The organism is Staphylococcus sp. HMSC069E10, assembly GCF_001809205.1.
GTDB classification, from domain to species: domain Bacteria; phylum Bacillota; class Bacilli; order Staphylococcales; family Staphylococcaceae; genus Staphylococcus; species Staphylococcus hominis.
Genome location: NZ_KV796473.1, coordinates 36,015 through 58,349, shown reverse-complemented (window position 1 = coordinate 58,349; position 22,335 = coordinate 36,015). Strand labels below are relative to the sequence as shown.

Sequence of the window (22,335 nt, the reverse complement as noted above, 5' to 3'; positions counted from 1 at the left end):
TAGTATAAGCATTTATAAATTTAATAGGTAACTTATAATCAAAAAGAGCTTGAGACATATGTTTATATCTCAAGCTCAATCAAGCAAATTTATTCTTATCTATAACAACTATTTTTGTAAATCAGCAAACGTACGACCTTTGATAGATGTTTTTCTTTTATCTTGTCTATCTCGACGATCTTGTTTTTTACCTTTTTTCTTGTTGAAATTACCTTTTGATCGTTTATTTTTGTTATCAAATTTATTATTTCGTTTACCACCACGTCTTGATTGATTACCTTTATTATTACGACTCTTTCTTGCAAGTGGCTTTTCGAAAGTTAATTGAACTTCAACTTCATCGTTTGCTTCGACAAGTTCTTGTAATAATGAAGCTACTAATTCAGTACTATCATATTCTTCTAATAATTCACTAGAAATACGTTTTAAACGATCTTCACTCTCACGTGACATCCAGTTTTTAACTTTGTCTTTAATATCTTCTTCACGTGCTTTAAGCACTTCTTTACGATGAGGTGGTCTTAAAGCTTTCATTCTTCTGTCATTTACTTCTTCAATTTGACGAATGTAATCCATTTCAATTGGGTTAACAAACGTAACAGCAATACCTTCTTTACCTGCACGACCTGTACGTCCAATTCTATGTGTATAACTTTCAGTATCTTGAGGTATATCAAAATTATATACGTGACTTACACCTGAAATATCAAGACCACGTGCTGCAACGTCTGTGGCAACTAATATATCAATTTGATCGTTTTTGAATTTTTTAAGTACTTCTAAACGTTTGGCTTGTGTAATGTCTCCATGTAATCCTTCTGCTTTGTAACCCTTAGTAAGCAATGCACTTGTTAACTCATCCACACGACGTTTAGTTCTACCAAATACAATAGCTAACTCAGGTTGATGTACATCTAAGAAATTAGTAAATGTATCAAATTTTTCTAACTCTTTAACAATTGTATAGTATTCGTCGATTTGAGGATCAGACATTTCATTGTTCATTGTTTTAACAATTTGTGGTGACTTCATAAATTGTTGTACTAATGTCTGAATAGCTTTAGGCATTGTCGCTGAAAATAACATTGTTTGTCGTTGTTCAGCAGGGATTTTATCCATAATAAATCTCATATCATCAATGAAGCCCATGTTCATCATTTCGTCCGCTTCATCTAAAATTAAAGTATGAATATCATTCGTTTTTAATGTACGACGATTTAAATGATCGATAACACGTCCTGGTGTTCCTACTACAATTTGAGGCCCACGTTTTAACGCTTTAATTTGTCTATCAATTGGCATACCACCAAAGACAGTAACAACTTGAATATTTTGTCCACGACTGAATTCGCGTAATTGTTCAGCAACTTGCATTGCTAATTCTCTTGTAGGTGCTAAAATTAAAGCTTGAACGCCTGATTTTCCAACAACTTTTTCTATTAAAGGGATACCAAAAGCTCCTGTTTTACCCGTACCTGTCTGAGCTTGACCAAGGATATCTTTTCCTTCTAATGTATAAGGGATACTTTCTTTTTGGATCGGTGTTGGTTCTTTAAAACCCATTTCTTCTAGGGTTTTTACCGTTTTATCCGAAATCCCTAATTCTTTAAAATTTTGCAATATAATTCTCCTTTTAATTCTTTTATTTATCAATATACGTTTTTGTATATAAGGTCTTCTTATTACGTCAACTTCTATATAGTACCACCTAAAAATAGTTATAGCAATAAAGCAATTTTCATATCTACAGCAAATAACATTTTTAAGTAGAGTATTGGTTCTATTAAAATAATAAAAAGAAGTTGCTTTGAAACCTTTCATTTCTAAGCAACTCTTAATTATTATGAATAATTAAATTAAAGCATTTACTACTTCTTCAAGTTTATTACCACGTGACCCTTTAATTAACACTTTGTCATCAGGTTGTAAAATAGACTTTAAATAATGAGTCAGTTCATTTTTATCTGAAAAATAAGCTACATCTTCCACAAACTGGCCACCTGTACGACTTATAAACTTAGCATCATTACCGTAAGTAAGTAACGTATGAATACCTTTATTGTCCAAATAAGCACCTACATCTTCATGCATACGTTGACTATTTTCACCTAATTCTAAAGAATCAGCGAGTACAATGATTTTACGTCCATTCATATTACTTAATGTATCAATAGCCGCTTTCATACTTGTTGGACTTGCATTGTAAGCATCATTAATAACCGTAATTTGATTATTAGTAACATGTCGTTCCATACGCATACCTGTGAGTTGTACATTACTTATATTCTTTTGAATTGTGTCGTAATCTAAACCAAGTTCATGTCCAATTGCAATAGCGATAGTAGCATTTTTCATGTTGTGAATACCTAAAATTGGTAATTCATAATGTTCCTTGTTATTTATCGTAAATGCTATACCATCATTTTTACTATTTTCCACTTTACATACTAATGTATTGTCATGATTTAAACCAACACTAACAAGTTTAGCATCTTTCACATTTTCAACATGCGGTTTTAGAAGTGGTTCATCTCCATCATATATAAATGTGCCATCAGATTTAAGACCAATAGTAATTTCAGATTTGGCTTTAGCAATACCTTCTCTAGAACCTAAATCTTGCATGTGAGATTCACCAATATTTGTGATAACCGCAATATCAGGTTCCGCAATTTTAGATAACAATTCAATTTCATGGAATCCTGACATACCCATTTCCAAAATAGAAATTTCTGTGTCTTTGTCTAATTGAAGAATGGTTAAAGGTAAACCAATTTCATTGTTATAGTTACCTTGTGTTTTTTTGACTCTAAATTCGGTATGTAACACACTTTCAATCATATCTTTTGTTGTGGTTTTACCATTAGAGCCGGTCACTCCAATTACTTTTGGATTAACATGCTTTAAGTACGCTTTAGCTAATTGTTGTAAAGCAGTTAATGTATCATCTACCCATATAATAGGTCCTTGAATTGAATCGCTAATATCCTGTCCTTTTTCATAAAATGAAGCACCAGCACCATCTTTTAGTGCTTGTTCTACAAAACGATGACCGTCTACATTTTCACCTTTAAATGGAACAAATAACATCTCTTTTTCTACATGACGAGAATCGATAGTGACTCCTTTAATTTGATGTTCTAAATATGCTTCATCAATATCGCAAGATATCCATTTTTGAATTTGTTTTAAAGAAACTTCAATCATACTTAGGCTCCTCGCTTAATCGATAGTATATTTATTTTTCTTTTTATCTTCGTAACGTTCTTTAGCTAAATCAATTAGTTTAGTGATTAAATCAGAGTATGATAATCCCATATTTTCCCATAAACTTGGATACATGCTAAATGCTGTAAAACCAGGCATCGCATTTGTTTCATTAATGTAGATTTGATTATCTTCCGTCACAAAGAAATCGGCACGTACTAATCCAGAACAATCTGTAGCTTTAAATGCTTCTAATGCCATATTACGTAACGTCATTTGAACCTCTTCATCTAAATCTGCTGGAATTTGTAAACTGATTTTACCGTCTTTATATTTTGACTTATAGTCATAAAATTGAACATCTTTAATTACTTCTCCAGGCCATGTTGTTTCAGGATAATCATTACCTAAAACTGCGACTTCCACTTCACGTGCAATAATACCTTGTTCAATCACTAACTTACGATCAAATTGAAATGCTTCTTCAATCCCTTTTTTAAGTTCATCTTCATTATTACATTTACTAATACCCACACTAGATCCAAGGTTAGCAGGTTTTACAAATACTGGGTATGTTAATTTATCATTAACGAGTTTAATAATATTACCTTCATATTTTTCATATTCACTTCTTAAAAAACTAATATAAGGTAGTTGTGGTAAACCGCGATGTTCAAACAATTGTTTCATTACTAATTTATCCATCGAACTTGATGCAGCTAATACACCATTTCCTACATATGGTAAATCTAGCACTTCAAATAAACCTTGAATGGTACCATCTTCACCATTTGGTCCATGTAATAATGGGAAAATAGCATCATATTTACTTCCTTCCCCATTTTCTTTTAAAAGTAATGTAATTTCTCCAGGACTTATGTCTTCTAAATGTAATTCTTCAACAGTTTTAATATTTTTTGTAATATTTTCTTTTTTCTTCCATTGACCATCATTTGTAATATATATAATATCTACAAGATACTTGTCTTTATTAATCGCATTTAATACATTTTGTGCTGTTAAAATTGATACATCATGCTCAGCACTTTTACCACCATATACGATACAAATATTTTCTTTTACCATGTTTTATATCCTCCATCGAGAAAAATAATGACAAAAGCCATTTATAAATTGAAGTTTAATTACGCTTTTGTTTCTCTCATCATAATTATAATACTATAATGTATTAAGTTTAAATTGTTAATTATACTTTTCATTAACGATATGTAATTTAAATTATTCTTTCTAAATGTCCATATTATCACAGTATCAGTGTATTTTGCATTTACCAATAAATAAAAATATGTATATTTCTTAAAGAATAGTCCATTCATGTTAATTGTTATTTTTTAGATTAAACTGCTTCGACTTTATATCATCTTCTATATTTTGTAGCATAATCATATAAAGTCATGTAAAATCTATATATACTATTCCATAGAATTTAAGGAGTTTTTTATGAAATATTCATCCCGTCAACAGCCTACAACACATTGGCTTCGAAAAATTGACTGGATACTTATAGCATTAATAATGATTTTAGCCATCATTAGTGTGACTACAATCAGTTCTGCTATGGGTGGCGGCCAATATAGTGCCAATTTTGGTATTCGTCAAATTATCTATTATATTTTAGGAGCAATACTAGCACTTATTGTGATGATTTTTTCTCCCAAAAAAATAAAAAATAATACATATATATGGTATATCTTCTTTTGTATCTTACTACTAGGTTTATTAATCATTCCTGAAACACCTATTACGCCTATTATTAATGGCGCTAAAAGTTGGTATGCTTTTGGTCCAATTAGTATTCAACCTTCAGAATTTATGAAGATTATTTTGATACTTGCATTGGCTAAAATCGTTTCTAATCATAATCGATTTACATTTAATAAATCTTTTCGTACTGATTTAATCTTATTTTTTAAAATCATTGGCATATCCCTGGTACCTATGATATTAATTTTACTTCAGAATGATTTAGGAACTACATTGGTTCTGTGTGCCATTATTGTTGGAATCATGCTAGTGAGTAGTATTACATGGCGCATTCTTGCTCCTATCTTTATTACTGTAGCCGTATTAGGAAGTAGCATTATTTTAGCCATTATATATAAACCCTCTCTGATTGAGAAAACGTTACATATCAAAATGTACCAAATGGGTCGAATCAATTCATGGTTAAATCCTTATGCTTATAGTAATGGAGATGGCTACCATTTAACGGAATCGTTAAAAGCTATAGGATCCGGTCAATTATTTGGTAAAGGTTATAATCACGGAGAAGTATACATTCCAGAAAACCATACCGATTTTATTTTTTCTGTCATTGGAGAAGAAATTGGATTTATTGGAGCAGTGATATTACTTCTTATATTCCTAGCTTTAATTTTCCATCTTATCCGTTTAGCCATAAAAACAACTTCATCATTTAATAAGGTATTTTTAATTGGTTATATTTCTTTACTCGTCTTCCATATTTTGCAAAATATTGGTATGACAATCCAACTTTTACCTATTACAGGTATACCACTACCATTTATTAGTTATGGTGGTAGCGCATTATGGAGTTTAATGCTAGGTATTGGTGTTATACTTTCTATTTATTACCATCAAAAGCCAGCGTCCAAAGATGCTTAGTAATAAATATATTTTAATTCAGTTAATAACATGAAAATAGTATAAAAGAGAATGAGACAAAACTCATTTTGACATTATCGTTCCACTTCGATAATGTATCTCCAACATATAAAAAAGTCTGAGACAACTAATAATGTCTCAGACTTTTTTCAATCACATATTATTTAAGTTCTTGAGTAACGGTTTTTGTGGTAGGCAAAGTATTAATAATGTCGAAACGAGATTTTGTTTTTTTGATATTGACGCCTAAAGATGATAATAATTTGACTACATTTTGTAACTTATCTGATTTGTTCATGGTATCTCACCTCGTTTTTTGACCTTCACTGATATACTACCCTAATTAGTCATGCTTTACTACCATATTTGAAAATTATTTTAAATTATTTAAGTTACACTAAAGCTTTTTATTATGAAAGTACTTTAAATCCAGCGTCATAAATTTCTTTTTCAATACTATTTAAATTAGTAGGTGTTTCATATTCAACATTAACCATATTTCTTTCTATATCGATTGATACCGTATGTACTCCAATCATATTTAACAAACGTTCATTTAACATTTGTGCTTGTTCCTTTGTTTCAATGTTATCTATAAATACAATATTACGGTTTAACATATTACAATCTCCTAACTAATCTTTCACTAGTTTTTGAAATGTCACTAGTAGTTCTTCCATTGCTTCTTCTTCAGTACCTTGATTTATTTTTTCCATAATACAACTTTTCATGTGATGTTCTAGTAACTTAGTAGCAACACTATTAAGTGCTGAACGTGTTGCTCTTATCTGAGTTAATACATCATCACAGTAGACGTCTTCATCAATCATTCGATTAATTGCTTTAACTTGCCCTTCTATTCGATTTAATCGAGATTTTAAATTTAATTTAACTTGCTCAGAATGATGGGCATGATTTTGATTTTCCAACTAATTCACCCTTTCAATAGCTTCAATATCATCGTATAATCTCCTCTTTATTACGTCAATTATACATTTTTATTTTAAAAATTAATCATACCATTTATTATAGTGCATGGTACAATATTTGTTAGTACATTAATTTTAAACGATTTAGGAGGTTCAATTAATGAATATGGTAGAGATCGTGCAATTATCTTTCTCACACTCTTCTTTAATTATTAACATCATATTAATCACTGCCTTTATATTAAACTTGATTTTCGCATTTATCATTATCTTCATGGAACGTCGTAGTGCAGGTTCAATTTGGGCGTGGCTTTTAGTTCTTGTATTTCTACCGATAGTAGGATTTATTTTATATCTATTATTAGGGCGTCAAATACAACGCAAACATATTTTTAAATTAAAAAAAGAAGATCGTAAAGGTTTAGCTATGATAGTTGATGAGCAATTAAATGCGCTTGAAAAAGATGATTTTTCTAAAGGTAATCATCAAATTGTTAAGTTTAAAGAAATGGTGCACATGTTACTCTATAATAATGCTGCATTCTTAACTACTGATAACAGTATAAAAATCTTTACAGATGGTCATGCTAAATTTGACGCATTAATTGAAGATATTCAGAATGCTAAAGATTATATACATATTCAATACTATATTTTCAAAAGTGATGGTCTTGGACGTCGTATTTTAAAGGCACTCGAAGACAGACTTGAAGATGGTATAGAAGTTAAAATGTTATATGATGATATGGGTTCAAGAACATTACGCAAGAAAGATTTGAAACAGTTTAAAGACAAAGGTGGACACGCAGAAGCCTTCTTCCCTTCCAAATTGCCCTTAATCAATTTAAGAATGAATAACCGTAATCATAGAAAAATTGTAATTATAGATGGCAAGATTGGCTATGTTGGGGGTTTTAATGTTGGTGATGAATACCTTGGTAAAGATAAAAAATTTGGTTATTGGAGAGATACTCATTTAAGACTTGAAGGTGATTCTGTCAATGCATTAGAATTAAGATTCATCTTAGATTGGAATTCACAATCAACACGTGACAATATCAGATATGAAGATAGATATTTTCCTGATGTAGATTCAGGCGGCGAGATTGGTGTTCAAATCGCTTCAAGTGGTCCTGATGAAGACTGGGAACAAATTAAATATGGCTATTTAAAAATGATTATGTCAGCAAAACATTCTATTTATATTCAATCACCTTATTTTATTCCTGATCAAGCTTTTATTGATGCCATAAAAATTGCCGCTTTAGGTGGAGTTGAAGTTAATTTAATGATTCCTTGTAAACCCGATCATCCTTTTGTTTATTGGGCTACATTAAAAAATGCCGCTTCTTTATTAGACGCGGGTGTTAAAATTTATCAATATAATAATGGATTTCTACATTCAAAAACACTCATTGTCGATGATGAGATCGCTACTGTAGGTACAGCAAATATGGATAATCGTAGTTTTACATTAAATTTCGAAGTGAATGCGTTCATTTATGACGAAGATATTTCTCTTCAACTTAAAAAAGCATTTATTAAAGATATGAAGGTCTCATATGAGTTGACTAAAGAATTATATAATCAACGTAGTACTTGGATTAAGTTTAAAGAAGGCATATCTCAATTATTATCACCAATTCTTTAAACTCATTCAATACATGTTTTTAAAGGAGTAGTTTATGAATCAAGCAGAACAAATATTATTAGCTAAAGAATATATGTACCAATTTCATAAAAATGATTACTCTGGACATGATATTGCACATATTGAACGTGTCACATTATTAGCTAAATATATTGCCAAACAAGAACATCAAGGCGATTTTCTTACAATAGTATTGTCAGCTCTATTGCATGACGTCATAGATGATAAATTGACTGATAAACACCATGCTTTAAGCGAATTATATCAATTTTTTAAAAAAATAGAATTGGATGATACTGTTCAAAAGAATATTATTTTTATTATCAAACATTTGAGTTATCGAAATGGTAGAAATAACGATGTTACACTTCCAATCGAAGGACAAATCGTTAGAGATGCTGATCGCTTAGATGCAATTGGTGCTATAGGTATCGCAAGAACGTTTCAATTTTCTGGACATTTCAATGAGCCAATGTGGACAGAATCTCCCTATCACTCAATTCCTTCAGAAAAAGATATGGTTGATTTACCTCCTTCTGCTATTAGACACTTCTATGATAAGTTATTAAAATTAAAAAAATTAATGCACACACAAACAGGATCTCAACTAGCTGAAGAACGTCATCAATTTATGAAACTATTTTTATCTCAATTTTATAGCGAGTGGCACTTAGAAGAATAAAAAAAGTAGGAAAAGATAGATGATCTTTTCCTACTTTTTTATCGTATTATACTTATATTATTTTTTCTTCTTATTATTTTTAGAAACGACTTGCGTATTTTTACCTTTTTTATTTGAATTATTTTCTTTATGTGCCTCAACCATAGGTCCAATTTCTTGTTTTGCAACTTTTTCATAATGTTTATTTGCAAAGAATGTTTGAATAATTAAGAATGCCGCACTGACAGACCAATATAAACCTAGTGCCGAAGCTGAACTTAATGAAATCCAAATAATCATAATAGGTGAAACGATCATCATCATATAAGTCATTTGACGTTGTTCTTCAGGCATTTGTTTACTTGACACCCATGCTTGGATAAAGTATAACACACCGGCAATAATAGTAATCCAAATATCAGGATGTACTAAATTAAACCATAAGAAATGTGGATGTTCTGTAATACCGCCACCAATACGATAACGCAATACGAAATATAATCCCATAACGATAGGCATTTGAATTAAAACAGGTAAACAACCTAAAGCACTCTTCATAGGATTGATGTCATATTTTTTATAAACTTCCATCATTTCCTGATTAGCTGCCATTTTTTCTTCTTGAGTACGTGCACGTTTCACTTTTTCTTGTACACCTTCTACTTCAGGTTTAGCAATTTTCATTTTTTCACGCATCATATGACTATTTTTATAGTTTGATAGCATGAAAGGCAATAAGATAATACGAATAACTAATACTAAAACGATGATTGCAATACCATAATCATCATGAAAAACAGAATGGCCTAACCAATGTAGAATTTTAGCCATTGGTTCAACGAATGTATTGTAGAAAAATCCATTTCTATTACTAGATTTGGAATAGTCACATCCAGCTAAAAAGACCATTACCCCTAATAACAAAGGTAGTAGCACTTTCTTCTTCATTTTTACACCTCTATTGATATATTCACATAGAAATAATTTTATCATAGATAGGGTGTACTAGAAAACAAAAACTGAAAAAAAAGAGATATTTATTTGAAATAGTGCTTTAATTTATTAACAGTCTTGTCAATATTTTGACTATGTGTAATGACCGAAATAACTGACACACCATCAGCGCCTTCTTTAGCTATAGGCTCACAATTATCTTCAGTAATACCACCTATAGCAACCATAGGTAAGCTTGGATTAATATTTTTTAATGTTGAAATCATTTCAGGGCCTACAGGGGCACTTGCATCAGATTTTGAAGATGTCTTATACATTGGACCTACGCCTATATAATCTACGTGTTCTAAATCTGATTGTTGATATTCCTTTACGTTTCCTACACTTAACCCTATAATTTTATTTTTAAAACGATTAGCAAAAGAAGCAATTATTTCGTCATCTTGACCTACATGTATACCATCTGCATCAATCTTTTCAGCTAAATCCACATCATCATTAATGAGAAAAGGTACTTTATACTCATGGCAAAGTGTTTTCAATTCCTTAGCTAAGGCTTCTTTTTCATCCCCTACTAAAGCATTTGGTCCTTTTTCACGAAATTGAAATAAAGTAATTCCTGATTCTAATGCTGCTTTTAAAACATCTTTAATGTTTTGATCACCGATGATGTCTTGTGTTCCACATATAAAATAAACTTGTAAACTTTTTGAATCAAACATATTTAAACCTCTTCACGTTTTACAAATTGTTTATAAGTATCATAGTTAAGTTGATACATTTCATCAAGTAATTGAGATAAGAATGTTCCAGGTCCATTAACCTTTTCACTTTTTTCAGCAATCTCTGCGGCGATATTATAATAACTTACTGATTCTTCTAATACTTGTAATGATGGATGTGTATTTCTAAATAAAAATCCAGCAACTAAACCGCCTAATAAACAACCAGCGCCTGTGATTTTTGCCAGTAATGGAGAACCATTTGATAGTTTGACAATTTGATTATCTTGAATAATAACATCTTCTCTACCTGTAATAACAATTGCTGTTTGATATTTTTCATAAGCTTTTTTAGCAATTGTCACTACATCTAAGTCTGTTTCCCCATCAGTGCCTTTCATTGTAGTATTTGAATCTACTAAAGTAAGAATTTCAGATGCATTTCCTTTAATCACAGAAACATTTATTTCAGAAAGAAAAGTTTCACAGAATTGTTTACGATATGTTGATGCGCCTACAGCAACTGGATCAAATACAATGGGTGTACCTTGTTGATTAGCAATTTTTCCAATTTCTAAAATATCTTTCTCATTTGCTTTAGTTAATGTTCCAATATTTATAAGTAGTGCCCCTGCTACTTTATAGAACTCTTCTGCTTCTTCTGGAGCTTCACTCATTGCTGGACTTGCACCAATACTCAAGAGTCCATTCGCAGTGAAGTTTTTAACCACATCATTGGTATAACAGACTACTAGTGGATTCTCTTGTCTTATCTTTTCTAAACTATTCATCGTCTAAACCTACTTTCTTCATATAAGCAAAATGGTTTACCGGGCCGCGTCCTTGACCGATTTCAGGTGTATGTTCAATACTTAATGAAATAAATTTTTTAGCTTTTTTTACAGCTTCATAAATTGTTTTACCTTTAGCTAGTTCGGCTGTGATAACAGCTGAAAATGTGCAACCTGTACCATGAGTATGTGGCGTATTAAATCGCTTCTCTTCAAAAGTATAGACATCATCTTTAGTAAATAAAAAGTCTTTAGCATTATTTAAATCAGCAGAATGACCGCCTTTAATTACTACACCTTTACTTCCTATTTCATTTATAAATATATGACCTGCTTTACGAATATTATCTTCAGTATCAATTTTCAAGCCAGTAATTTCTTCAGCTTCTGGAATGTTAGGAGTAACGACATCCGCTAATGGTAAGAGCGTTTTCTGAAGATGTTTTTTTGTTTCATCATCCATTAAGGAATCACCACTTTTTGCTAGCATAACTGGATCGATAACATAGGGAATATTGCTATGATTTTTTAAATACGTTTGAATCAGTTCCATCGTTTCATGTGTAGCAATCATTCCAGTCTTAATTGCGTGAGGTAATTCATCATCAAATACGCTATCTAATTGTTCTTTAACCCAACTAGTTTCTAGATTATGGATATGTTGAACTCCTTTAGTATTTTGAGCCACAATACTTGTAATAGCAGCCATTCCATATACGCCACAAGCATGGAATGATTTTAAATCTGCCATAACTCCTGCGCCACCAGAAGGGTCAGTACCAGCAATTGTTAACGCAATCTTAGGTTTATTCATGATTTGCTCCTCCAAAATCCCATTCTTCATCAATGTATGCCATATTAAAGAAGTGACGTTCATGTACAGTACTTTGTAAAAATGCTTCTTTAATTTCTCTTTTTTCCTGTTCGGTACAATGTTCTGTAAGTTCATTTAACAAACGGTCAAATACTTCAATTAAAGGTGCCATTTCAGTGCTATAAAAATCAAACCACTTAGCAGTAAGTGCATCTCTATTAAGATTTGAATCTTCTAATCCCCATTTAGCAACCACTTCATATACGTAAGGACATGGTGCCATTGCAGCTATAGTGTATGCAGCATTTTCGTGTGTATAAGCATGATAATACATATGTTTAATGTAATGATCTCCACTAGGTGGCCACACTTTTTCTTTTACAATTTCTTCATAAGGTTCATTAATATAGTCCGCTAAAATTTCATGGGCTTCTACTTCGCCGTCTAACATAAATTCAATTTGCTCTACTAAGAATTTCACTTCTTTCATAGTAGGTGCTTTAGGAATAAGTAAAGCATATAAATTAGTAAATTCTTTTAAATAAGAAGCATCAGCACGTAAGTATTGGCGTACTGCTTGTTTTGATAATTTTCCCTTTAATAAATCTTGAATAAAACCATCATTATAAATCTCTTCAATAATTGGCTTTGACGCTTGCTTTAATTCATCTGAAAAACTCATTAACTATTCCTCCTTAAATAAAAAAACTACATTTCAACGTAGAAATGTAGTCAATATTCAAAAAAATAGAATGAATGAATATGTATTACTACTTTCCTACGTTGGCATTAACCAAATCAGGTTATAAGGGTCTGAATGCTTCATCTCAGCCATGTTCCATGGCTCCCCTAGTAGTCTTTAGTTTAATTTAACCATAACAAAACCATTGTTATAATTCAAATAAAAAAGATATTCATTGAAATAAGTTTAATTCATACAACTATTATTATAAATATAATAAATAAAGAATAGTACAGAAATCTTTCTAAATTCAGTCATTACTATCAATATATATAAAAATGCCTAAGACAACTCATATTGTCTCAGGCACTAGTAAATTATTTATTAAGTTTTACGCTGTAACCCATTGAGATGGACCTGCAGTATTATAAAGTTTTACTGCCGCAGCATCTTGAACACTTTCAGGTGCTTGTGCTGGTGATACACCTTTATATTGTGCTGGTGCTACTGAATCCCAAGTAGATTGTAAGAATTGATATTTACCTGCTGCACCAGAAGAAGGGTTGATGGCATGAATATCTCCACCTGATTCGCGTTGAGCGATTTGTTGTAAATGACTATTTACATTTACAGATGAACCACTTGTTGATTGTTTAGGTTGATTTGTAGTTGCATTAGCAGGTGCTTGTTGTGTTTGAGTTGCTTGTTTAGTTTGTGTTGTTTTTGGTGCTTGTTGTGTTTGAGCTTCATTTGCATAGTGTTGACTTACATTTGAAGTTGAAGCTGATTGATTTATATGATTATAATTATTATTTTGGAAAGATACATTTTGTGCTGATTGAGTTGAAGCTACATTTTGATTAGCACTATTTACAGTTGAACCGTTTGATGGATAATATTCCCATTTAAAATATGTTCCATCTGACCAAAAATGATAAGTTTTACCATTTAAATTAAATTGGTAATTATAAGCTCCTTCTTGAATAGGATGTTGATTTAATGATTGATCGTTAGATTCCGCTAATTGAGCTAATTTTTCTTTATTAATTTGATTTTCACTTGCATCAGCATGACTTACGTTTCCTGCTACTAATCCTAAGCCTACTGCTAATGAAGATGCAATAATTGTCTTTTTCATAATAGTATAATCCTCCTAAGTCATTTGTTTTCTTAAATATTTTACGGATACTACTCTAACATCTAAAAAAGCTTAGCAGGTTACAGTGAAATAAAAAAAATATACTTATTTTACATTAAAATTACATAGATTTGTAAATAATTTTTCTTATATATATACTATAAACACTTTAATGGCAGTGTTTATTAGATATATAATAAAAGAACCAACTGTAATTACTTTGTAATATTTCAGAAAAATACACTGTCTTTTTTATCATTCAATGAATGAGTTGTATCTAATGTCTTATACATAGTTAAAGAGGTCGGAATATTTATACCGACCTCTTGAGTATATTTGAGTATAATTGAAAGACTTATTTTATATTAATTGGAAAGGTTTGGAGTATTAAAAATAGAGAGTTTTATTTTATATTCATTAATTCGAGATTATCAAATGGATAAGTGTCTGTATTTAGTGAGCTATCTGAGAGTTTTTCATTATTTAATTTAGGGGACATAAATTTAATTGTTTCAACATATAATTCTGTGACAAAGTGAGTTTGTTTTTCCTTTTCATATTTACGAGAACGCATTTGGCCAGTAATACCTACTAAAGATCCTTGAGAAGTATATTTTTCAATGTTGCTGGCCATCTTACCAAATGCTTTACAAAATATATAATCACACGCTATTTCATCATTTTCATCTTTATAATTACGTTCAGTAGCCACACTAAACGTTGCGATTTTCACCTCCTCATTATCATAAATTTTTGCATCTTTAGTCATACGACCAACGATTACTATCTTATTTAACATGTGTCACCTCCTTATATCGTTATATTAAATAGAATTGAATATAACGTCAAAAAGCTATTTTTTTAGATTTCTTCCCTTTTTAGTATTAATATCTGATATATTTAAGAAAAATATTAAGATATGAGACGACTTATTTAACAAAAAAACAATAATCATATAATTTAAAAATGTTTAAGAGTATGGGAGACATGTTATGAAGACTTTTAAAGCAGTTCGATTCCAAATAGTAAGCGATGATAACAGGATTTCAGAATTTGAACTTTATGATGGTGTTATTATAAATAAAGAGAATAGTGGTACAGGTTGGCTCCTAGAAATTGTAATTTCAGATACACATTATGATATCATGCAAAAATTTTATGAATCACAAACAGTATTAGATATCAGAGTAGTGATTACTAGACCTTCTAACGATCCAGCATTGTTTGATGCAACAATAAAACATATCTCTCTATTTGAAAGGAAAATATCAATTATTTTCGAGTGTCATATTTATACACACCGTCAGGTATACGCAGAAACACTATTAGAACAACTTATTGATGAAGGATTATCTGGAGAAGAATTAAAAATTACATTTAACAGAATGATGCAATCTAAACCGAAATTAAAAGAAGAAAAATTTGAAAGATAAAAATAGAGTAGTAACGAAATGAATGATTTCGCTACTACTCTTATTTTAATTACGCATCTTGAATAGCAAAAGTAAGTTCACAACTACAAGCAAGTTGTCCATCAACAGTAGCTTTTGCTGTACCTTTTCCAATAGGACCTTTAATTTTTGTAATTTCAACTTCTAACATTAAAGTATCACCAGGTGTCACTTGTTTTTTAAATCTACATTTATCAATCCCAGCAAATAATGCAATTTTACCTTTATTTTCTTCACTATTTAACATAGCTACCGCTCCAGTTTGTGCCAAAGCTTCTGTAATGAGAACACCAGGCATAACTGCATAATCAGGAAAATGTCCTTGGAAAAACGGTTCGTTTCCTGAAACTTGTTTTAAACCTACACAACGCTTTCCTTCTTCATATTCAACAATACGATCAATAAGTAAAAAAGGTTGTCTATGAGGAATGATTTTTTTTATTTCATTATAATCAAAAATTGTTTCCATAACTATTACCTCAAATCTATTTAAAAATTAGTCATCGACTCTTTTGATATCTGCACCAAGTGATTTTAACTTCTCATGGAAATTAACATAACCACGATCTAAGTGTTTAAGTTCTGTCACTTGAGTTGTACCTTCTGCCACTAAACCAGCCAAAATAAGAGCTGCGGCTGCTCTTAAATCCGTAGCTTTTACTTGAGCACCTTGTAGTTGACTTTTACCTTCTATTTTAGCACTTCTACCTTCTACATTAATATTAGCATTCATTCTTCTAAATTCTGCAACATGCATAAATCTATTTTCAAATACTGTTTCAGTTACCACTTTATGGCCTTCAGCTGTTAATAATAATGCCATCATTTGTGATTGCATATCTGTAGGGAAACCTGGATGAGGCAGTGTTTTAATATCTACAGGTTGAAGTTCACCATTTGTAGTAACATGTACACCTTCCTCATTAAAATCGAGGTTAACTCCCATTTCTTCTAATTTATAAATTAAACTTGTCATATGTTCTTTAACAGCACCTTTTACAAAAACATCTCCTCTTGTAATTGCTGCTGCGATAATAAGTGTACCTGCTTCAATACGATCAGGTATAATTGCATGTTCAACGCCCGTTAATTTTTCAACACCATGGATAGTAATGGTATCTGTACCAGCACCAACAACGTTACCACCCATTTCATTGATATAATTAGCTAAATCTACAATTTCAGGTTCTTTAGCTACATTTTCGATAACTGTTTTTCCTTGTGCTAAAGAAGCACCCATTATAATATTTTGAGTTGCACCTACACTTGGAAAATCTAGATGAATATTTGCACCTTTCAATCCCTCTTTAGTGCTTGCGTATATATTTCCGTTTTCTAAATGAATTTCTGCACCTAAGGCTTCAAAACCTTTGATATGTTGTTCAATTGGACGAGCACCAATTGCACAGCCACCTGGTAATGCAACGATTGCATGACCTAAACGTGCTAATAAAGGTCCCATTACTAACACACTTGCTCTCATTTTACTCACATATTCATAAGGCGCTTCTTCATTTAGTGTAGCAGAAGCATCAACTGTAAATGATCCGTTTTCTTTATCATAATCCACTTTAGCATTTAAAGTAGATAAAACATTATTGATAGTAACAACATCACTTAAATCTGGCACATTGGTTAATTTACTTTGTCCTTCAGACGCTAATAACGATGCTGTAAGGACAGGTAATACAGCATTTTTAGCTCCTTCTACTTGAACTTCACCAGTAAGGCGATTGCCTCCATTTATAATTATCTTATCCATATTAATCCTCCACATTAAACTCCTATTTCTTATAACATTTCCCATTTTGAATTACTTATTTAATTAGTATATCTACATTTTTAGTTAATTAGTAGAAATTCATTTTTTAAAATAAATATTTAATTTGTGTAGAATACTGTAATAAATCCACGATAAAGTTACTTACTGCAGTACCCATTAAAATTGCTAAGAAAATCATACACACTTGCAGTTGTGTTGAATATCCTTTTTTAAAAAATTGATCTAATCTGAGAGAATGTAATGCCCAGTACGCAATACATATACATATTACATGTAAAAATAGATGTATTATTGCAAATTGCCCAACATATTCCATTCTTTTCTCTCCTTAAAGATTTCTGTAATATATTGTACATTAAAAAAGTTAATAATGATACATAAGAACGTTACGATATTTAATAAAAGTAACTAAAATAAAAATTTAAAGTTATTATCATTCTAAGTTCTTTTATTTACAATAAAAAAAGAGCTTGAAACACCATTAAATGTCTCAAACTCTTTTAATATATTAAGAATAATTAACTAAACCAATAATATTTTAATATCTGTTACTTTTTCATTAACCATTCTCACTAAATTGAGATAATATATTCATCATAAATATTATCCCACATCATTTAATTTAATCATTATTTTAATTCAGCTACACGCAGACGGTTTTCCGCTCTAGCTAATGCGCGTTTAGCTCGGTTAATGTCACTGTTATCCTCTTCATCTAAATGAGACTGAGCTCTTTGACGAGCCAACTTAGCTCTTTCTACATCAATCTCACTAGCTGTTTCAGCTGTTTGAACAATGACAGATACTTTATGTTGTCTAATTTCAACAAAGCCACCACTAACAGCTATATACTCAGTACCATTCTTAAACTTAACTTTAATATGGCCTATCTTTAATGCGGCAACTGTCGGAATATGTCCACTCATGATACCTATTTCGCCCGCAGTAGTTTGAAATACAACGAGTTCAACATCATCTTTTTCGTAGACTGAACCATTAGGAGTGACAATATCAAGATTTACTGTGTTCATTATCTTTACCTCCTAATTAGTTTAAACTTCAACACCCATATCTTTAGCTTTAGCAATAACATCATCCATACTTCCAACTAAACGGAACGCATCCTCAGGAATATGATCATATTTACCATTTAAGATATCTTTAAAGTCCGCTACAGTTGTTTTAACTGGAACATAAGAACCTTTTTGACCAGTAAATTGTTCAGCCACATGGAAGTTTTGTGATAAGAAGAATTGAATTCTACGCGCGCGTTCTACTGTTAATTTATCTTCTTCAGATAATTCATCCATACCTAAAATTGCAATGATATCTTGTAATTCTCTGTATTTTTGTAATGTAGATTGAACTTCACGTGCAACTTCATAATGTTCTTGTCCAACAATAGATGGTTCTAAAGCTCTAGAAGTTGAAGCTAATGGGTCTACCGCAGGATAAATACCCATTTCAGTTAATTTACGTTCTAAGTTTGTTGTTGCATCTAAATGCGCGAACGCAGTTGCTGGTGCTGGGTCAGTATAGTCATCGGCAGGAACGAATACTGCTTGAATTGAAGTGACTGAACCTTTATTAGTAGATGTAATACGTTCTTGTAATTGACCCATTTCAGTTGCTAATGTTGGTTGATAACCTACAGCTGAAGGCATACGTCCTAATAATGCTGAAACTTCAGAACCAGCTTGAGTAAAGCGGAAAATATTGTCAATGAATAAAAGTACATCTTGACCTTGTTCATCACGGAAATATTCAGCCATTGTCAATGCAGATAAAGCAACACGCATACGCGCACCTGGTGGCTCATTCATTTGTCCGAATACCATGGCAGTTTTATTGATAACGCCACTATCGCTCATTTCATAGTATAAGTCGTTACCTTCACGAGTACGTTCACCTACACCAGCGAATACAGAAATACCACCATGTTCTTGAGCGATATTATTGATTAATTCTTGAATTAATACAGTTTTACCTACACCGGCACCACCGAATAAACCAATCTTACCACCCTTAATATAAGGTGCTAATAAGTCTACAACTTTGATACCTGTTTCAAGGATTTCTACTTCAGTAGACAATTCATCAAAATTAGGTTGACGACGATGAATTGGATCACGTCTAACAGAACTATCTATTTTTTCATTTAAATCTATTGTTTCTCCTAAAACGTTAAACACACGTCCAAGTGTTTCTTCACCTACAGGAACACTAATATCTTTACCAGTATTCACAACTTGCATACCACGTTGAACACCATCAGTTGAATCCATTGCAATAGTACGAACAACATCATCACCTAATTGCAATGCAACTTCTAATGTTAATTTGAATGTGCCATCATTTTTAGGGACTTCAATAATTAGGGCATTATTAATTTCAGGGACTTCATTATGTTCGAATCGAACATCAATTACAGGACCCATAACCTGAGTTACACGGCCATTACCCATGTTGTTTCCTCCTTTAAAATATTATTCAAGTGCGGCAGAACCACCAACAATTTCTGTAATTTGTTGAGTGATTTCAGCTTGTCTCGCTCTATTATATTGTAATGATAAGTCATCAATAAGTTCAGTTGCATTATCAGATGCATTTTTCATTGCAGTCATACGTGCTGCATGTTCACTAGCCTTAGCATCAAGAATCGTTCCATAGATTAAACTTTCAACGTATTGTGGAAGAATAACTCTTAAGATTGAGTCTTTATCTGGTTCAAATTCATATGACGACATTTGACCTTGGCCTTGACTAGAATCTTCTTGAGATAATGGTAGAACTTGTTTAACAGAAGGTTTATTTTCAAGAACACTAACATAGTGGCTATAATAAATCTTAAGTTCATCAATATGTTCTTCACTGAATAAGTCAATCGCATGCTTAGCGATAGCTTGTATTGATTTAAATGAAGGTTGATCAGGTACATCAACAAGTGAACTTTCAACTTCATAACCTCTATTTTTAAGGAAATCAACACCGGATTGACCTAAAACAATAATGCTATATTCATCACTATTTGTATGTTTTTCTTTAATGTCATTGACTAGTCGTTTAAGCACATTCGAACTATAAGCACCCGCTAATCCTTTGTCACTTGTAATAACCAGGTAACCACTACGTTGAATGTGTCTTGGTCTTAACATTGGATGACTTGAATTTTTACTTGCGCCTGCAATAGCAGTTATCGCATCTTGCATTTTTTCCATATAAGGTTCGAATTGCTTAGTATTTTTTTCAGCTCGACGTAATTTAGAACTTGAAACCATGTTCATCGCTTTAGTAATCTGTTTCATTTTTTTCGTCGATTTAATACGACTATCTATCTCTTTAAGAGAAGCCATTATCTCACCACCTTTTTGATTTAAAGTTTAGTTATTCAGACTTGCTAAAACTTTTCTTAAATTCATTAATAGCTGATTCAAATTTAGCATCATCAGGAAGGTTACCAGTTTCTCTGATTTCTCCTAATAATTCTGAAGCATTTGATTTAGACCAACTATTTAATTCATCTTCAAAACGTGTAATGTCTTCTACAGGAATGTCATCTAAATAACCTTTTGTTAAGGCATAAATAATTAACACTTGATTTTCAACAGGAAGTGGTTTGTTTTGATCTTGTTTTAAAACTTCAACCGTACGTTTACCACGTTCTAATTTTCTAGCAGTATATTCGTCTAAATCAGAACCAAATTGTGCAAATGATTCTAACTCACGATAAGATGCTAAATCTAAACGTAATGTACCGGCAACTTTTTTCATTGCTTTAATTTGTGCTGAACCACCAACACGTGATACAGACTGACCGGCATTGATCGCAGGTCGTACACCTGAGAAGAATAAATCAGATTGTAAGAAAATTTGTCCGTCAGTAATTGAAATTACGTTAGTTGGAACATATGCAGAGATATCTCCAGCTTGTGTTTCAATGATAGGTAAAGCTGTAATTGAACCGCCACCTAATGCATCGCTTAATTTAGCTGCTCTTTCTAACAATCTACTGTGTAAGTAGAAGACGTCCCCTGGATATGCTTCACGACCTGGAGGTCTGCGTAATAATAATGATAATTCACGATAAGCAGCTGCTTGTTTAGTTAAATCATCATATACAACAAGTACATTTTTTCCATTAAACATGAACTCTTCACCCATTGTTACTCCTGAATAAGGGGCAATGTATAATAATGGTGCTGGTTCCGCTGCTGATGCAGATACAACAATTGTGTAGTCTAAAGCACCAGCTTGACGTAATTTTTCAACGTTTGCACGTACTGTTGAATCTTTTTGACCAATAGCTACATAAATACAAATTGTATCTAAACCTTTTTGGTTTAAAATTGTATCAATACCAATCGTTGTTTTACCTGTTTGTCTATCACCAATAATTAATTCACGTTGTCCACGACCAATTGGTACTAATGCGTCAATCGCTTTAATACCAGTTTGTAATGGTTCATCAACTGATTTACGATCCATAACACCTGTTGCTTTTTGCTCAACAGGGCGTGTCTTAGTTGAATTGATAGGACCTTGTCCATCAATTGGTTGACCAAGTGGATTTACAACACGTCCGATAAGTTCTTCACCTACTGGCACTTCCATGATACGGCCAGTACGTTTAACTTCGTCGCCTTCTCTAATTTCACTATAAGGTCCTAAGATTACGACACCCACATTTGATTCTTCAAGGTTTTGTGCTAAACCAAGCACTCCATTTGAAAACTCTACAAGCTCACCAGCCATACAATCATTTAATCCGTGAATTAATGCAATACCATCACCAATTTGAAGGACGGTACCTACATCATCAACAGACATTTCTGACTCATAGTTTTCAATTTGTGAGCGAAGTAATGCACTGATTTCTTCAGCTTTGATGGCCATCTATGTCACTCCT

24 protein-coding genes and 1 riboswitch are annotated in these 22,335 nt (G+C 31.7%); of the genes, 4 read left to right on the top strand and 20 right to left on the bottom strand.

Annotated elements, in window-relative coordinates; translation table 11 throughout:
* Positions 1–108: 108 nt before the first annotated feature.
* The 3 genes from HMPREF2561_RS03265 to HMPREF2561_RS03255 all read right to left on the bottom strand — a co-directional run bounded on the left by HMPREF2561_RS03265 (position 109) and on the right by HMPREF2561_RS03255 (position 4,293).
* Entirely contained in the window at positions 109–1,620 is a 1,512-nt protein-coding gene (locus HMPREF2561_RS03265; protein ID WP_048787780.1) for a degradosome RNA helicase CshA, read from the bottom strand.
* A 231-nt stretch (positions 1,621–1,851) separates the two neighbouring features.
* Positions 1,852–3,207 (bottom strand): UDP-N-acetylmuramoyl-tripeptide--D-alanyl-D-alanine ligase, encoded by a 1,356-nt coding sequence (gene murF, locus HMPREF2561_RS03260; RefSeq protein WP_017174791.1) that lies wholly within the window; start codon positions 3,205–3,207, stop codon positions 1,852–1,854.
* A gap of 15 nt (positions 3,208–3,222) precedes the next feature.
* The gene (locus HMPREF2561_RS03255; protein ID WP_017174790.1) at positions 3,223–4,293 is read right to left on the bottom strand and encodes a D-alanine--D-alanine ligase; all 1,071 of its coding nucleotides are present in this window, start codon (positions 4,291–4,293) and stop codon (positions 3,223–3,225) included.
* A 375-nt stretch (positions 4,294–4,668) separates the two neighbouring features.
* Between HMPREF2561_RS03255 and HMPREF2561_RS03250 the strand changes: the two genes are divergently transcribed.
* Positions 4,669–5,853, top strand: coding sequence for an FtsW/RodA/SpoVE family cell cycle protein (locus HMPREF2561_RS03250; protein WP_048787782.1), 1,185 nt, complete (start codon positions 4,669–4,671; stop codon positions 5,851–5,853).
* A 160-nt stretch (positions 5,854–6,013) separates the two neighbouring features.
* On the opposite strand, the gene HMPREF2561_RS10695 is transcribed toward HMPREF2561_RS03250, so the two are convergent.
* From HMPREF2561_RS10695 to csoR, 3 genes are all read right to left on the bottom strand, one after another.
* Positions 6,014–6,151: an Lmo0850 family protein gene (locus tag HMPREF2561_RS10695; protein ID WP_002437525.1), complete on the bottom strand. Its 138-nt coding sequence runs from the start codon at positions 6,149–6,151 to the stop codon at positions 6,014–6,016.
* A 112-nt stretch (positions 6,152–6,263) separates the two neighbouring features.
* Complete coding sequence (locus HMPREF2561_RS03245; protein WP_017174788.1) at positions 6,264–6,473, bottom strand: putative copper chaperone CsoZ; 210 nt, start codon at positions 6,471–6,473, stop codon at positions 6,264–6,266.
* A gap of 15 nt (positions 6,474–6,488) precedes the next feature.
* A complete protein-coding gene (gene csoR, locus HMPREF2561_RS03240) occupies positions 6,489–6,782 on the bottom strand; it encodes a copper-sensing transcriptional repressor CsoR (RefSeq protein WP_002437530.1) in 294 nt (97 codons plus the stop codon).
* Positions 6,783–6,948: 166 nt separating this feature from the next.
* Here csoR and cls point away from each other — a divergent pair, with 166 nt between their 5' ends.
* Positions 6,949–8,433, top strand: coding sequence for a cardiolipin synthase (gene cls / locus HMPREF2561_RS03235; RefSeq protein ID WP_070468338.1), 1,485 nt, complete (start codon positions 6,949–6,951; stop codon positions 8,431–8,433).
* Positions 8,434–8,467: 34 nt separating this feature from the next.
* Entirely contained in the window at positions 8,468–9,115 is a 648-nt protein-coding gene (locus HMPREF2561_RS03230) for an HD domain-containing protein (protein ID WP_070468337.1), read from the top strand.
* 57 nt (positions 9,116–9,172) lie between these two features.
* On the opposite strand, the gene yidC is transcribed toward HMPREF2561_RS03230, so the two are convergent.
* The 7 genes from yidC to HMPREF2561_RS03195 form a co-directional block, all read right to left on the bottom strand.
* A complete protein-coding gene (gene yidC / locus HMPREF2561_RS03225; RefSeq protein WP_049382316.1) occupies positions 9,173–10,042 on the bottom strand; it encodes a membrane protein insertase YidC in 870 nt (289 codons plus the stop codon).
* Between the two features lie 89 nt (positions 10,043–10,131).
* Positions 10,132–10,770: a thiamine phosphate synthase gene (gene thiE / locus HMPREF2561_RS03220; RefSeq protein ID WP_049382315.1), complete on the bottom strand. Its 639-nt coding sequence runs from the start codon at positions 10,768–10,770 to the stop codon at positions 10,132–10,134.
* 2 nt (positions 10,771–10,772) lie between these two features.
* Positions 10,773–11,561 (bottom strand): hydroxyethylthiazole kinase, encoded by a 789-nt coding sequence (gene thiM, locus HMPREF2561_RS03215; RefSeq protein ID WP_017175143.1) that lies wholly within the window; start codon positions 11,559–11,561, stop codon positions 10,773–10,775.
* Complete coding sequence (gene thiD, locus HMPREF2561_RS03210) at positions 11,554–12,375, bottom strand: bifunctional hydroxymethylpyrimidine kinase/phosphomethylpyrimidine kinase (RefSeq protein ID WP_017175142.1); 822 nt, start codon at positions 12,373–12,375, stop codon at positions 11,554–11,556. The genes thiM and thiD overlap by 8 nt, the downstream gene beginning before the upstream one ends.
* Positions 12,368–13,057, bottom strand: a complete 690-nt coding sequence (tenA, locus tag HMPREF2561_RS03205) for a thiaminase II (protein ID WP_019835613.1) — start codon at positions 13,055–13,057, stop codon at positions 12,368–12,370. Before tenA ends, thiD begins: the two co-directional genes overlap by 8 nt.
* Before the next feature lie 76 nt (positions 13,058–13,133).
* Positions 13,134–13,236: riboswitch (TPP riboswitch) on the bottom strand.
* Positions 13,237–13,448: 212 nt separating this feature from the next.
* Positions 13,449–14,195 (bottom strand): transglycosylase family protein, encoded by a 747-nt coding sequence (locus HMPREF2561_RS03200; protein ID WP_017175140.1) that lies wholly within the window; start codon positions 14,193–14,195, stop codon positions 13,449–13,451.
* A 403-nt stretch (positions 14,196–14,598) separates the two neighbouring features.
* A complete protein-coding gene (locus HMPREF2561_RS03195; RefSeq protein WP_017175139.1) occupies positions 14,599–14,994 on the bottom strand; it encodes a single-stranded DNA-binding protein in 396 nt (131 codons plus the stop codon).
* 193 nt (positions 14,995–15,187) lie between these two features.
* On the opposite strand from HMPREF2561_RS03195, the gene HMPREF2561_RS03190 reads away from it, so the two are divergent.
* Positions 15,188–15,628 carry a YwpF-like family protein gene (locus HMPREF2561_RS03190; protein WP_017175138.1) on the top strand — a complete coding sequence of 147 codons (441 nt, stop codon included), beginning with the start codon at positions 15,188–15,190 and terminating at the stop codon, positions 15,626–15,628.
* Positions 15,629–15,677: 49 nt separating this feature from the next.
* Here the strand turns inward: HMPREF2561_RS03190 and fabZ are convergent, their stop codons facing one another.
* The 7 genes from fabZ to atpA all read right to left on the bottom strand — a co-directional run bounded on the left by fabZ (position 15,678) and on the right by atpA (position 22,322).
* Positions 15,678–16,115 (bottom strand): 3-hydroxyacyl-ACP dehydratase FabZ, encoded by a 438-nt coding sequence (gene fabZ / locus HMPREF2561_RS03185; protein WP_002448673.1) that lies wholly within the window; start codon positions 16,113–16,115, stop codon positions 15,678–15,680.
* A gap of 27 nt (positions 16,116–16,142) precedes the next feature.
* Complete coding sequence (gene murA / locus HMPREF2561_RS03180) at positions 16,143–17,408, bottom strand: UDP-N-acetylglucosamine 1-carboxyvinyltransferase (protein WP_070468335.1); 1,266 nt, start codon at positions 17,406–17,408, stop codon at positions 16,143–16,145.
* A gap of 106 nt (positions 17,409–17,514) precedes the next feature.
* Positions 17,515–17,745, bottom strand: coding sequence for a DUF1146 family protein (locus HMPREF2561_RS03175; protein WP_017175136.1), 231 nt, complete (start codon positions 17,743–17,745; stop codon positions 17,515–17,517).
* Positions 17,746–18,058: 313 nt separating this feature from the next.
* Positions 18,059–18,460 (bottom strand): F0F1 ATP synthase subunit epsilon, encoded by a 402-nt coding sequence (locus HMPREF2561_RS03170; RefSeq protein ID WP_002448708.1) that lies wholly within the window; start codon positions 18,458–18,460, stop codon positions 18,059–18,061.
* A 21-nt stretch (positions 18,461–18,481) separates the two neighbouring features.
* Positions 18,482–19,894 (bottom strand): F0F1 ATP synthase subunit beta, encoded by a 1,413-nt coding sequence (gene atpD, locus HMPREF2561_RS03165; protein WP_017175135.1) that lies wholly within the window; start codon positions 19,892–19,894, stop codon positions 18,482–18,484.
* 21 nt (positions 19,895–19,915) lie between these two features.
* Positions 19,916–20,782, bottom strand: coding sequence for an ATP synthase F1 subunit gamma (atpG, locus tag HMPREF2561_RS03160; protein ID WP_017175134.1), 867 nt, complete (start codon positions 20,780–20,782; stop codon positions 19,916–19,918).
* A gap of 31 nt (positions 20,783–20,813) precedes the next feature.
* Positions 20,814–22,322 (bottom strand): F0F1 ATP synthase subunit alpha, encoded by a 1,509-nt coding sequence (gene atpA, locus HMPREF2561_RS03155; protein WP_017175133.1) that lies wholly within the window; start codon positions 22,320–22,322, stop codon positions 20,814–20,816.
* Between the last annotated feature and the right edge of the window lie 13 nt (positions 22,323–22,335).

Excerpts from the sequence above, each read along its gene's own strand:
- fabZ (WP_002448673.1), bottom strand. The coding sequence starts at position 16,115 with ATGGAAACAATTTTTGATTATAATGAAATAAAAAAAATCATTCCTCAT.
- HMPREF2561_RS03245 (WP_017174788.1), bottom strand. The coding sequence starts at position 6,473 with ATGTTAAACCGTAATATTGTATTTATAGATAACATTGAAACAAAGGAA.
- cls (WP_070468338.1), top strand. The coding sequence starts at position 6,949 with ATGGTAGAGATCGTGCAATTATCTTTCTCACACTCTTCTTTAATTATT.
- HMPREF2561_RS03195 (WP_017175139.1), bottom strand. The coding sequence starts at position 14,994 with ATGTTAAATAAGATAGTAATCGTTGGTCGTATGACTAAAGATGCAAAA.
- thiE (WP_049382315.1), bottom strand. The coding sequence starts at position 10,770 with ATGTTTGATTCAAAAAGTTTACAAGTTTATTTTATATGTGGAACACAA.
- murF (WP_017174791.1), bottom strand. The coding sequence starts at position 3,207 with ATGATTGAAGTTTCTTTAAAACAAATTCAAAAATGGATATCTTGCGAT.
- atpD (WP_017175135.1), bottom strand. The coding sequence starts at position 19,894 with ATGGGTAATGGCCGTGTAACTCAGGTTATGGGTCCTGTAATTGATGTT.
- HMPREF2561_RS03200 (WP_017175140.1), bottom strand. The coding sequence starts at position 14,195 with ATGAAAAAGACAATTATTGCATCTTCATTAGCAGTAGGCTTAGGATTA.
- HMPREF2561_RS03250 (WP_048787782.1), top strand. The coding sequence starts at position 4,669 with ATGAAATATTCATCCCGTCAACAGCCTACAACACATTGGCTTCGAAAA.
- HMPREF2561_RS10695 (WP_002437525.1), bottom strand. The coding sequence starts at position 6,151 with ATGAACAAATCAGATAAGTTACAAAATGTAGTCAAATTATTATCATCT.
- atpA (WP_017175133.1), bottom strand. The coding sequence starts at position 22,322 with ATGGCCATCAAAGCTGAAGAAATCAGTGCATTACTTCGCTCACAAATT.
- yidC (WP_049382316.1), bottom strand. The coding sequence starts at position 10,042 with ATGAAGAAGAAAGTGCTACTACCTTTGTTATTAGGGGTAATGGTCTTT.
- atpG (WP_017175134.1), bottom strand. The coding sequence starts at position 20,782 with ATGGCTTCTCTTAAAGAGATAGATAGTCGTATTAAATCGACGAAAAAA.
- thiM (WP_017175143.1), bottom strand. The coding sequence starts at position 11,561 with ATGAATAGTTTAGAAAAGATAAGACAAGAGAATCCACTAGTAGTCTGT.
- HMPREF2561_RS03230 (WP_070468337.1), top strand. The coding sequence starts at position 8,468 with ATGAATCAAGCAGAACAAATATTATTAGCTAAAGAATATATGTACCAA.
- tenA (WP_019835613.1), bottom strand. The coding sequence starts at position 13,057 with ATGAGTTTTTCAGATGAATTAAAGCAAGCGTCAAAGCCAATTATTGAA.
- HMPREF2561_RS03190 (WP_017175138.1), top strand. The coding sequence starts at position 15,188 with ATGAAGACTTTTAAAGCAGTTCGATTCCAAATAGTAAGCGATGATAAC.
- HMPREF2561_RS03170 (WP_002448708.1), bottom strand. The coding sequence starts at position 18,460 with ATGAACACAGTAAATCTTGATATTGTCACTCCTAATGGTTCAGTCTAC.
- HMPREF2561_RS03255 (WP_017174790.1), bottom strand. The coding sequence starts at position 4,293 with ATGGTAAAAGAAAATATTTGTATCGTATATGGTGGTAAAAGTGCTGAG.
- thiD (WP_017175142.1), bottom strand. The coding sequence starts at position 12,375 with ATGAATAAACCTAAGATTGCGTTAACAATTGCTGGTACTGACCCTTCT.
- murA (WP_070468335.1), bottom strand. The coding sequence starts at position 17,408 with ATGGATAAGATAATTATAAATGGAGGCAATCGCCTTACTGGTGAAGTT.
- HMPREF2561_RS03175 (WP_017175136.1), bottom strand. The coding sequence starts at position 17,745 with ATGGAATATGTTGGGCAATTTGCAATAATACATCTATTTTTACATGTA.